Here is a 12,277-nt window from a genome sequence, read left to right as displayed (position 1 = left end):
ACGACATTCAAATAAATATAAAGACATGAAAATTATAAAAAATAGCTTAGCATTATTAGGTGTAGTCTGTATTTCAGGCTTGTTTATTTTCTCTATGCAAAAGTCACCTGATGAAACAGCAGTACAAGATAATTTAATAGGAACAGAAGATCCTATTGTAAATAATTATAATGTTTACGCATTAGAAATGCCTGAGAATTTAAACTTTGCAGGTGAAGCCGTTCCTATTGAAGATCCTGATATTTACGAGCGTATGGATAGAGAGTTATTGGTTAATACCTATTGGCAATCTAACGGTTTATTAATGTTTAAACGTGCTCAAAAATTTTTCCCAATTATAGAGCCAATTTTGAAGAAAAATGGAGTCCCAGATGATTTTAAATATTTGGCAGTCATTGAAAGTGGATTAATTCAAACTGCAAAATCACCAGCAGGTGCAAGTGGAATCTGGCAAATAATGCCTGCAACAGGTCGCGAAAATGGATTAGAAGTAAACTCTAATGTAGATGAACGTTACAATTTAGAATTGGCCACAGAAGTCGCGTGCGATTATTTAAAAAAGGCAAAAGAAAACTTAGGTACATGGACCAAAGCTGCTGCTGCTTATAATGCGGGAAATGCAGGGATTTCAAGACGATTAAAAGCACAAGATGTAACAGGTTATTACGATTTGTTATTAGGTGAAGAAACAGGAAGATATGTGCTTAGGATTGTAGCATTAAAAGAAATTTTATCTCATCCTGAGAAATATGGTTTTAATTTCAACAAAACACACTTGTATAAAGCCGTGCCAACTTTTAAAGTGGACGTAGATACTGCTGTGGTTGATTTTGCGAATTTTGCAAAGCAATTTGATATTAACTATAAAATATTAAAACTTCATAACCCATGGTTAAGAGAGCCACATTTAAATAACAGATCGAGAAAGTTATATAAAATAGAAATACCGGAAAAAGGCTATTATAGTACTAACACCACACCATAAACTCATTGGATTTTGTAAAAGACCATACTTGGCAAATTTTAATTGTTTTAAACTACGCAATTGCCTTATCTGCCGTAGTAACAATTCTGTTTAAAAAACTAAATCCAACCAAAGCCTTAAGTTATATTATTGGGCTGTTAGCATTACCTTTTGTGGGTATAATAGTCTATTATCTTTTTGGTCAAGAATACAGAAAAACAAAAATATTTTCTAGAAAACATGTTTTAAATCAATCTATTGTTAAGAAAATTCAAGATGCGTTAGAGCTCAATACCAAAGCGATTAACGAAGTAGATGATTTACTCGATCAAAAGTCGAAACTGATTCCGTTGTTATATAATAACGAAAAGTCAAAACTTACCATAAATAATGATGTAAGACTTATTAAAAATGGCGACGAAAAATTTAAACTCTTATTTAAAGATATACAGGAAGCTAAGAACCACTTACACCTTGAATATTTTGTAATAAAGGATGATAAAATTGGAACAGAACTTCTCAACTTATTATGTGAAAAAGCAAAGGAAGGTCTCGAAATTAGAATCGTTATTGATGATGTTGGAAGTTCTATATCATCTAAAATGAAGCGTAAGCTAAAGGATTGCGGAGTTGAAATGCATGCCTTTATGCCAGTCCGATTTTCTAATTCAACTGGAAAAATGAATTATCGAGACCATCGAAAAATTGTTGTGATTGATGGAAAGATAGGCTATGTTGGTGGTGTTAATGTTTCGGATCAGTATGTTAATGCAAACAACGATAGATATTGGCGAGATACACATATTAGAATAGTTGGAGAAGCTGTTAAGCCTTTACAAATATTGTTTTTTACAACATGGGACTTTGTAAGTGATTCCGAAATACAAATTTCTAAAACCTATTTCCCTGAGCATCATTGTAAAGCAACAGTACCGCTTCAAATTGCAGCAAGTGGACCAGATACAGATTGGTCTAATATAATGGAAGCAATTTTTGTAGCGATTACCAATGCTGAAGATTATGTCTATATTACAACGCCATATTTTATTCCTAATAGCGAAGTAATTACGGCACTTCAAGTTGTTGCAAGAAGTAATATTGAAGTTAAGCTAATTGTTCCTAAAAATTCAGATTCTTGGATTGCAGAATACGCAACTAACTCTTATTTACAAATGCTTTTAGAAGCTGGAGTTGAGGTGTATCAATATACCAAAGGATTTATTCATGCAAAAACGATGGTAGTTGATGGTGTGTTTAGCACAGTAGGAACAACCAATATGGATTACAGAAGCTTCAATATTAATTTTGAAGTCAACGCTTTAATTTATGATAAAAAAATTAGTAATGAACTTACTCAGTTCTTTACAGATGATTTAAAACACTGCGAAAAGTTAGAACTAGAATCTTGGAAAAAACGTTCTAAACGTACCAAACTTATTGAAGCTACTGCGCGCTTAATGGCACCTTTATTATAAAAAACTACCTTCTACTTCTGCGGTTTTGTCTTGCAGATGTTGGCTGACCGTATTGTTGCTTCGGAATTGAAGCTTTCTTCATTTGCTGCTTCATCATCTTAATCTGATCGGTAAGCATATCTCTTTTGTCTAATTTTTGTGCTTCGGCTAAAAGTTTTTGAGCTTCAGGTTTTCTGCGTTTAGAAAAAGCTATTCCAGCTAAGTTTAATTTTGCCATAGCTAAATCATGATCCATTGACAGACCTAAACTAATCGCTTTTTTGAAATACCCTTCAGCTTCATTCATATTGGTTTGAGAAACCATAATACCATTAAGGTAATTTAAATACCCTTGTTGTTTTTTTACTAAAGCTGCTTCAGGATTTTTAATTTTATCTAACCATTTTTTAGCACCAACAAAATCTTGCTTTCTCAGCTTTAAAAAGGCGAGTAAAATCAACTCATTTTTAAAATAAAGAAAAATGAAGATCGTAGATAGTAATAGGTACATGATGCCGTTACCAATGTAACCTTCAGTAAATTGATAGATACCAAAACCTATAATTAATGCGGCGATGACTAGTTTTAGATTTTTATTAAACATATATATGTGTTTTATGTGTATTTTTGCAGAGCGCAAAGATAATAAAATCTAAGAGTTAAAATTCTATACAAAATTTTTCTTTTGCTTCTTGCTAAAGTAAAAACTTGTTGTATATTTGCACGCAGTTTTGAGAGAGGTCTCAATTTTCAGAAAAGATTATTAGTTTATTAAAAATATAAGACAATGCCAAAAAGAACGTTTCAACCGTCAAAGAGAAAAAGAAAAAACAAGCACGGTTTCAGAGAAAGAATGGCTTCTGTTAACGGAAGAAAAGTTTTAGCACGTAGAAGAGCTAAAGGAAGAAAGAAATTGTCTGTATCTACAGAAGCAAGACATAAAAAATAATGATTAACAATTGTTAATATATTAGGGCGTTACTTAGGTGTAACGCCTTTTTTTGTATCCTATTCTTAACTATTTTTGCACAGCCAAATTAATAACGTTTATTTTATTTCAATATTAAACACTCAATAACATGCCTAAAAATAACAACATAAAATCAGTTTTACTAATCGGTTCAGGTCCTATCATTATTGGGCAAGCTTGTGAATTTGACTATTCAGGGTCCCAAGCATTGCGATCACTTAGAGAAGATGGAATCGAAACAATTCTTATAAATTCTAACCCAGCAACAATTATGACTGATCCTACAATGGCAGATCATGTGTATTTGTTGCCTTTAACAACAAAATCATTAATTCAGATTTTAAAAGAACACCCACAAATTGATGCTGTACTTCCAACAATGGGAGGACAAACAGCTTTAAATCTTTGTATTGAAGCGGATGAAAAAGGCATTTGGAAAGATTTTGGAGTAGAAATTATAGGTGTAGATATTGATGCGATTAATATTACTGAAGATAGAGAGCAATTTAGAGAACTTATGCTTAAAATTGGTGTTGGTATGGCACCTCAAGCAACGGCGACGTCTTATTTAAAAGGAAAGGAAATTGCACAAGAATTCGGTTTTCCTTTGGTTATTAGAGCCTCATATACTTTAGGTGGAGAAGGTGCTTCTTTTGTTTTTAAAGAAGAAGATTTTGATGAAATGCTAACACGCGGTTTGGAGGTATCTCCAATTCACGAAGTCATGATTGATAAAGCATTAATTGGCTGGAAAGAGTACGAATTAGAATTACTTAGAGATAAAAACGACAATGTGGTTATTATCTGTACCATTGAAAATATGGATCCTATGGGAATTCATACAGGTGATTCTATCACACTAGCACCTGCAATGACATTGTCTGATAAAACCTTTCAGAAAATGCGAGATATGGCCATTCACATGATGCGTAGTATCGGAGATTTTGCTGGTGGTTGTAATGTGCAGTTTGCTGTGAGTCCAGATGATGAAGAGGAAATTATAGCGATTGAAATTAATCCAAGAGTATCGCGTTCTTCGGCATTGGCTAGTAAAGCAACAGGATATCCTATTGCAAAAATAGCTGCCAAATTAGCGATCGGTTATAATTTAGATGAATTAGATAACCAGATTACAAAATCGACATCAGCATTATTTGAGCCAACATTAGATTACGTGGTGGTTAAGATTCCACGTTGGAATTTTGATAAATTCGAAGGTTCAGATCGTACCTTAGGCTTACAGATGAAAGCGGTAGGTGAAGTGATGTCTATTGGACGTTCATTTCAGGAAGCATTGCACAAAGCCACACAATCTTTAGAAATTAAACGAAATGGTTTAGGTGCAGATGGAAAAGGTTATAAAGATTACGATACTATTATAGAAAAATTAACGCATGCAAGTTGGGATCGTGTCTTTGTGATTTATGATGCCGTTGCTATGGGAATTCCGTTAAGTCGTATTCATGAAATCACAAAGATTGATATGTGGTTTTTAAAGCAATATGAAGAGTTATTTCAAATTGAAAGAGAAATTTCTACGTTCACGGTAGATACTATTGATCGCGAATTGTTACTCGAAGCGAAGCAAAAAGGGTATGGTGACCGTCAAATAGCACATATGTTAGGGTGTTTAGAAAGTGAGGTTCATAAAAAACGAATGGATCTTAATATCAACCGTGTGTTTAAATTGGTTGATACTTGTGCCGCTGAATTTAAGGCGCAAACACCGTATTATTATTCAACGTTTGAAAGTGAAGTAGAAACACCAGATGGAAAGACGTATGTTCAAAACGAAAGTATCGTTTCAGACAAAAAGAAAATTATTGTTTTAGGTTCTGGTCCAAATAGAATTGGTCAAGGTATTGAGTTCGATTATTGTTGTGTGCATGGTGTGTTAGCAGCTGCCGAATGTGGTTACGAAACCATTATGATTAACTGTAATCCTGAAACGGTTTCAACCGATTTTGATATTGCAGATAAACTTTATTTTGAACCGGTTTTCTGGGAACATATTTATGATATTATTCAACATGAAAAACCGGAAGGAGTTATTGTCCAATTAGGTGGGCAAACGGCTTTAAAATTGGCCGAAAAACTCGAGAAATGGGGAGTTAAGATTATGGGAACTAGCTTTAAATCTTTAGATTTAGCTGAAGATAGAGGTAGTTTTTCAAACATATTGAAAAAACATAATATTCCTTATCCACAGTTTGATGTTGCTGAATCTGCTGATGAAGCTTTAGCGATTGCGGATGTGTTAGATTTTCCAATATTAGTGAGACCTTCTTATGTTTTAGGAGGTCAAGGGATGAAAATTGTAATAAACAAACAAGAATTAGAGTCTCATGTTATTGATTTATTAAAATCTATTCCAGGCAATAAATTATTGTTAGACCATTATTTAGATGGTGCTATAGAAGCAGAAGCTGATGCAATTTGTGATGCAGATGGTAATGTTTATATCATTGGAATTATGGAGCATATTGAGCCTTGTGGTATTCACTCTGGCGATAGTAATGCATTATTGCCTGCTTTTAACCTTGGAGATTTAGTGATGCAGCAAATTATAGATCACACACATACTATTGCACGAGCATTAGATACGGTTGGTTTAATTAATATTCAATTTGCAATTAAAGATGATGTTGTTTATATTATAGAGGCCAATCCAAGGGCATCGCGTACAGTGCCTTTTATTGCAAAAGCTTATAAAGAACCTTATGTAAACTATGCGACAAAAGTAATGTTAGGTGAGAAAAAAGTGACTGACTTTGATTTTAATCCGCAATTAGAAGGCTATGCGATTAAACAACCGGTATTTTCATTTAATAAATTCCCTAATGTGAATAAACAACTAGGTCCAGAAATGAAGAGTACTGGTGAAAGTATCTTATTTATAGATAATTTAAAGGATGATCAGTTCTACGATTTATATGCACGAAGAAAAATGTATTTAAGTAAATAATTGGCATAGTTTTCGATGAAGTGTAAGTGTTATTCACTAATAATTACTAACTTAGCATTAATTAATGCCCTACTTATATGAAGATAAGACTACTTTTTATCCTATTTTTTATAACTGCATATTCGTATGCTCAGGTATCTACAAGCCAAATTGAAAATAATGGAACAAGCTTAAATTCAGTAGAAATTCAAAATAATGAATTCACTATTGCACCTAATCCTGCGAAGAATAAACTTAATATTAAGTTTCAAAATAGAGTAGAAGATTTAAAATTAGAAGTCTTTGATGTATTAGGAAAACGAATTTATAAAGGTGTTATTTCAAAGTTAGAATCATCAATTGATGTTTCTAATTGGAAAAGTGGAGTGTATTTAGTTAGGATTTCTGATGACACGGAAACGCAAACCAAACGGTTTATAAAACAATAAATTAATTATTACGTAAAAGAAAAGCTAGTTCAAAACACGAACTAGCTTTTTTTATTTAAAGTTAATTTTCACTTTGTAGTCTTTTAACTTGTCTAAATGTTGATCTACATTTTTGTAAAGACTTTCTAAATCTGCACTTCGTTTCGTGTCGCTTTCTTGTCTTATTATAGATTTAATAAAACGCTTTGCATCTAGTTCACTATTTAGAATTAAACCAGGAACAGGAACAGTTTTTCCATCTTCATCTACTGCAACCATTATAAAGTAAGACGAATTGCAATGTTTCTTTTTTCCAGTTCTTATGTTTTCAGATTCTACTCTGATACCAACAACCATAGACGATCTACCAACATAATTAATGGAAGCTTTCATGGTTACTAATTCGCCAACTTCAATTGGGTTTAAGAAGTTTACTTTATTAACAGAAGCAGTTACACAATAGCTGCGAGAGTGTTTTGAAGCGCAAGCAAAAGCGACATTATCCATAAGGCTTAAAATGTAGCCTCCATGAATTTTACCGCCAAAATTGGCATGAGACGGTTTCATTAATTCTGAAATCTGAATTCTAGAATCTTCAGTGGGTTTAAACATAATTTATAAGATTTAAGTATAGTAAACTAGTTAGTATTGCAATACCAAAACTAATTAATGTACCTATTAATATGTATTCGGTTAGTTTTCGTTCTTTTGAAGCTGTAAGATCACCAAATCTAAACACGGATTTAGCGGTGATTAAAAAACCTACGGCTTCCCAATGGTCCGTTATAATAAAGATAAATACTAAAAGGCGTTCTAAAACACCAATATAATTTCCGGCATCTTTTAAGGATTCATTGTCTTTTGTAAGTTTTGAAATATTCCATTTAGAAAAAATGACCTTCATTATAATAGATGTAGGCTTGGTTAAAAATGCCACACAGATTAATAAAGTAAGAAGGTTAGTGTCTAAAATTAGTGTCATATCAATCGCATCGGCATAAAGCATAGCGGTTAATCCAATGATTGAAATAAGGTGTAGCAATTGATCTATAAAAAAGAAAAGGCGTTTTGTTTTTTTTCGATGTAAAATGAGTTTTAAGGCATCTATAATAAGGTGTAACAACGCAATACCTAATATTAAAGGAGTATAAGATAAATCCCAAACCACTAAAAACATTAAAGCGACAAGAACAGCCACATGCACATAAAGCCAAATTGACTTCAGTTTCTTTTTCTCTTTATCTTTTACCCAGCTTTTAGGTTGTAAAAAGAAATCACCTATAAGATGCGCAAGAATTAGTTTTAAGATGATAACGGTCATACTAGTGTTGCTATTTTTTCTTGGTAAAGACTATCTAATTCGAGTATTTGGTCTAAATAAGCACGTTTCTGCCTAGTACTTATTGCATTTTGATTTATACCAATAATTTCACCTAATTCACTTTGTAAAGCATTAGGTTTTTCAATGGTTAACTTTACGATTTCTGCGGAATTAACCGTCCATCTATCCATAGCTATTAATGCGAGACTAAAATATAAATTAAGTTCTTTATCAATTTGCGAATTATTTGTCTTTATTCTTAAATTTTGTTTATCCTTTTTAAGGGTTTCTAAAGTTTCACCAGAATAAATAAAAGCAGCTCCAGTAGATTCACTTACGCTATCACCTTTGTATGATTTATCTCCTATACCAATAGCCAATCTTACATCTAAACCATGTATCGTTTTTATACACGCTTTTATATAAACCGCAGCAATAAAACCTGAAAATACATCTTTTAGCTCTATTTGAAAACTATCACCTCTATAAATATCCCAATATTGAGGATTTGTATTGAGGTAAGACAATGCTTCTTTTAAAGTAGATAGCCATAATTCTGTGTCTGTTTGGTGCCTAGACTTTATGATATCTCCTGTAATTACACTTGTTTTCATATATCACATAATTTAGCGATAATCAAATATATCGCTTTTTTACGTGATAATTAAATATGTCACATAAAATAATGATATTTTAACACTATGAACTTAAACAGAAAAGTACAGAAATTGAATAACGAATGCCAATATCTAGAGTGTTATGAGATAAGAATGAAGTTGAATTTTAATCTAAATCATCTTCATTCGCTCGTTTTATAATACTTTCTGGAAGTGATTTTTTAGCTTTAGCTCCCATTTTTTTAATCCTTTCTACACGAGAAATAAGATTACCTTTTCCATCAACCAACTTATTCATGGCAGACGAATAATCACTTTTGGCAGCATCAATCTTTTTACCCACACTAGTTAAGTCGGTAACTAAACCTTCAAACTTATCGTAAAGAGCTCCAGCTTGCTTTGCAATTTCTAAAGCATTTTGCTGCTGTTTCTCGTTATTCCACATGGTATCAATGGTACGTAAAGTTGCCAAAAGGGTAGAAGGAGTAACAATAACAATATTCTGTTCAAAAGCTTTATTGTACAATGAATTATCTTCGTTTATAGCAACCGCAAAAGCAGGTTCAATAGGAATAAACATTAATACAAAATCTGGCGATTCAATATCATATAAATCTTGATAACTCTTAGCAGAAAGTTGATCTACATGCTTTTTTATTGAATTAACATGTGCTTTTAAAAATATAGGCTGTTGGTCATCTTCGGCATTTACAAATTGCTCGTAAGCCGTTAATGACACTTTAGAATCGATAATCATTTTCTTAGAATCTGGAAGATGTAACACCACATCTGGTAGTACACGAGAACCATCTTCGCGTTGAAAACTCTGTTGTACAAAATATTCTCTGTCTTTTTCTAATCCCGATTTTTCTAACACACGTTCCAAAACCAATTCGCCCCAATTTCCTTGGGTTTTACTATCTCCTTTTAAAGCTCTGGTAAGATTTGTGGCTTCTTTTGCCATAATTTGATTTAAATCTTTTAAACCTAATAATTGCTCCTTTAAAGCCGAATGCATACTGATGCTTTCCTTTTGTGTGTCTTCAACTTTTTTCTCGAAGGTTTTTATTTTTTCTTCAAGAGGATTTAGAATGTTTTTAATGTTTTCTTTATTCTGAAGGGTGAATTTCTCAGATTTTTCATCTAATATTTTAGATGCCATTAACTCAAAGTCCTTACGCAATTGCTCTTGTTGTATGGCTAATTCTTCATCACGTTTAAGGTTGGCTTTTTCAAGATTTTCAAATTCAGAATTACGTCTAGACAATTCTGTATTTAAAAAATCTTTTTCGCGTCTAATCGCTTCACGTTCTGTTTCAATTTTAGAAATGGTATTCTTTAAGTCTGTTAATTGCTGATTAAAATAATGGTTCTGTTTTTGGTTTTCGGTTTCCGAATACGTTTTAAATTCATTGAATTGCTGTTGCAAATTAGCATTGCGTTCTTCAAGGGTACTTTTATCACTTTTACTTTTTAATTGCGAAAATTTAAGGCCTATAAAAGCACCAATACCTGTGGAAATAATAATAGTTATGAGTAAAATAAGTGTGTCGTTCATATTGAAAATGTAAATTTCTTAAAGATAATTTATAAAAAGGAAATTGAAGTTGAAAATGAAATCAAATCAAATCAAATAGTCGAAATAGCAACCTTATTTTGTTACGCGAAAGCTTCCCGTTTTATCATCAAATACAATTAAATCCTCTGGAAAAAGCGAATTGAAAACACCTTCTGAAATTAATTGACAGGGCAGATCACAAACCACGTTGTCCTTTTGCATTACAATCATGGTATCGCATAACTGAATTGCTAAATCAATTTCGTGCGATGAAAACAAAATGGTTTTGCCGGTTTCTTTGGTAAGCTTTTGAAGCAGTTTTAAGATATAGGCTTTGTGATACATATCGAGATGCGATGTTGGCTCATCTAAAACAATGACGTCTGTATCTTGAGCCAAGGCACGTGCAATCATTACTTTTTGTAGCTGTCCATCACTCAGTTCGTAGCATTTTTTATCCTTTAAGTCTAAAATATTTACAAGGACTAAGGCGTCGTTTATAATAGTTGTGTCGGCTTCTGTGAGGTTTCCAATCCAGTTGGTATAAGGATGACGACCTAAAGAGACCAATTCAAAAACAGATAAATTTTTTGAGGTTAAAGGCTCTGTTAATACAATGCTTAATTGTTTAGCGAGCGCTACAAATGACGTAGATTTAAGATCTTTATTGTTTAGTGAAATGGAACCAGATAATTCTGGCTGAACTTTAATAAGGGTTCGTAATAAGGTTGATTTTCCAATACCATTTGCACCAACTAAACCAATTAATTGCCCTTTTTGCAATTCAAAATTTATATTTGAAGCAACAACAGTTTCAGCTTTCTTAGATTTATAACCTATAGAAAGTTGATTGGCTTTGAGGATGGTATGTTGATTGTTTTCTTTCATTAATCTTTTTAACAGACCTGTCAGGTTTTTAAAACCTTACAGGTCTCCATAGTGTCTAAAACATCATTTTACGTTGTCTTACCAATAACCAAATCACCACTGGTGCGCCAACTAAAGCGGTTATGGCATTAATTGGTAAGGTATAATCGCTGTTTGGAACTTGCGCAATACTATCGCAAATTAACATTACAATAGCGCCAAATAAAAATACAGCTGGTAATAATATTTTATGGTTGGTTGTTTTAAAAATTTGTCGGGTTAAATGCGGAATCGCTAAACCGATAAACGCAATTGGTCCTGCAAAAGCAGTAATTGTTCCTGCGATTAAACTCGTGGCGACAATAATAATAAATCTACTTTGTTTTAGGTTTAAGCCTAAGCTTTTTGCATAATTATCACCAAGTAACAAACTGTTTAATCCTTTTATGGACGCAATGCTTAACAGTAGTCCAACGGCATAAATTCCGAAGAAAATTAATAACTCTTCCCAAGATAAGTTACTTAAACTACCAAAACCCCAAAAAATGTATTGTTGCAATTGTTCGGGTGAGCTAAAATAAGATAATACACTTACCACAGCTGCTGTAATACTACCAAACATGAGTCCAATGATAAGAATCGCCATGGTATCTCTAACCTTATGAGAAACCGCAATAACAGCAAGTAAAACAAGGAAACTCCCTAAACTTGCAGCAATCACAACACTCCATTTAGAAATTAATGCGGTTGCAAAAATGCCACCAAATAAGCCTGAACCTAAGATTACAATCGCTACACCTAAACTTGCGCCAGAACTAATCCCTAAAACAAAGGGACCTGCGAGTGGATTTCTAAACAAGGTTTGCATCAATAACCCTGAAATCCCCAACCCAGAACCTACCATAATTGCAGTGATCGCTTTTGGTAATCGTACTTTATTAATAATAATATTGTAAGTGTTGTTCTGAGTTGTACCGAATAAACTTTCAAAAACTTCAGAAAAGGGTATACTAATAGAACCTAAACTAATATTAAGCACAAAGCAGAATAGCAGAATTGCTATTAAGATAATAAATGAATATGTATGATTGGTTTTCATTATTCTTTAATTCAAAAGAACTTAGCATAACGATATAAGAAAAAACACTTAAAAG

The 12,277-nt window shown here is 32.6% G+C and carries 12 protein-coding genes; 5 read left to right on the top strand and 7 right to left on the bottom strand.

Features of this window, described 5'->3' with window-relative positions; all coding sequences use genetic code 11:
- The first annotated feature begins 25 nt into the window (after window positions 1-25).
- Both K1X16_RS01300 and cls read left to right on the top strand, forming a co-directional pair.
- On the top strand, window positions 26-985 hold the full coding sequence (locus K1X16_RS01300) for a lytic transglycosylase domain-containing protein (protein ID WP_225034748.1): 960 nt from the start codon (window positions 26-28) through the stop codon (window positions 983-985).
- A 5-nt stretch (window positions 986-990) separates the two neighbouring features.
- On the top strand, window positions 991-2,439 hold the full coding sequence (cls, locus tag K1X16_RS01295) for a cardiolipin synthase (RefSeq protein WP_225034747.1): 1,449 nt from the start codon (window positions 991-993) through the stop codon (window positions 2,437-2,439).
- Between the two features lie 4 nt (window positions 2,440-2,443).
- Here the strand turns inward: cls and K1X16_RS01290 are convergent, their stop codons facing one another.
- A complete protein-coding gene (locus tag K1X16_RS01290; protein WP_195870606.1) occupies window positions 2,444-3,022 on the bottom strand; it encodes a DUF2892 domain-containing protein in 579 nt (192 codons plus the stop codon).
- A gap of 183 nt (window positions 3,023-3,205) precedes the next feature.
- On the opposite strand from K1X16_RS01290, the gene rpmH reads away from it, so the two are divergent.
- From rpmH to K1X16_RS01275, 3 genes are all read left to right on the top strand, one after another.
- The gene (gene rpmH, locus K1X16_RS01285) at window positions 3,206-3,367 is read left to right on the top strand and encodes a 50S ribosomal protein L34 (RefSeq protein ID WP_195870605.1); all 162 of its coding nucleotides are present in this window, start codon (window positions 3,206-3,208) and stop codon (window positions 3,365-3,367) included.
- A 130-nt stretch (window positions 3,368-3,497) separates the two neighbouring features.
- Entirely contained in the window at window positions 3,498-6,353 is a 2,856-nt protein-coding gene (gene carB, locus K1X16_RS01280) for a carbamoyl-phosphate synthase large subunit (protein WP_195870604.1), read from the top strand.
- A 77-nt stretch (window positions 6,354-6,430) separates the two neighbouring features.
- Entirely contained in the window at window positions 6,431-6,781 is a 351-nt protein-coding gene (locus tag K1X16_RS01275) for a T9SS type A sorting domain-containing protein (protein WP_195870603.1), read from the top strand.
- Between the two features lie 51 nt (window positions 6,782-6,832).
- Here the strand turns inward: K1X16_RS01275 and K1X16_RS01270 are convergent, their stop codons facing one another.
- The 6 genes from K1X16_RS01270 to K1X16_RS01245 form a co-directional block, all read right to left on the bottom strand.
- Complete coding sequence (locus K1X16_RS01270) at window positions 6,833-7,372, bottom strand: acyl-CoA thioesterase (protein ID WP_225034746.1); 540 nt, start codon at window positions 7,370-7,372, stop codon at window positions 6,833-6,835.
- The gene (locus K1X16_RS01265; protein ID WP_225034745.1) at window positions 7,365-8,081 is read right to left on the bottom strand and encodes a DUF3307 domain-containing protein; all 717 of its coding nucleotides are present in this window, start codon (window positions 8,079-8,081) and stop codon (window positions 7,365-7,367) included. The genes K1X16_RS01270 and K1X16_RS01265 overlap by 8 nt, the downstream gene beginning before the upstream one ends.
- On the bottom strand, window positions 8,078-8,695 hold the full coding sequence (locus tag K1X16_RS01260) for a transcriptional regulator (protein WP_225034744.1): 618 nt from the start codon (window positions 8,693-8,695) through the stop codon (window positions 8,078-8,080). Before K1X16_RS01260 ends, K1X16_RS01265 begins: the two co-directional genes overlap by 4 nt.
- A gap of 169 nt (window positions 8,696-8,864) precedes the next feature.
- Window positions 8,865-10,256: a DNA recombination protein RmuC gene (rmuC, locus tag K1X16_RS01255; protein WP_225034743.1), complete on the bottom strand. Its 1,392-nt coding sequence runs from the start codon at window positions 10,254-10,256 to the stop codon at window positions 8,865-8,867.
- A gap of 93 nt (window positions 10,257-10,349) precedes the next feature.
- Entirely contained in the window at window positions 10,350-11,144 is a 795-nt protein-coding gene (locus K1X16_RS01250) for an ABC transporter ATP-binding protein (protein WP_225034742.1), read from the bottom strand.
- Between the two features lie 55 nt (window positions 11,145-11,199).
- Window positions 11,200-12,222, bottom strand: a complete 1,023-nt coding sequence (locus K1X16_RS01245; RefSeq protein ID WP_225034741.1) for a FecCD family ABC transporter permease — start codon at window positions 12,220-12,222, stop codon at window positions 11,200-11,202.
- Window positions 12,223-12,277 lie beyond the last annotated feature (55 nt).

It is taken from the genome of Winogradskyella sp. SM1960, assembly GCF_020179375.1.
GTDB classification, from domain to species: Bacteria; Bacteroidota; Bacteroidia; order Flavobacteriales; family Flavobacteriaceae; genus Winogradskyella; species Winogradskyella marina.
Note: the sequence above shows the minus strand (reverse complement) of the source record. Positions and strands in the feature narration are given on the sequence as shown.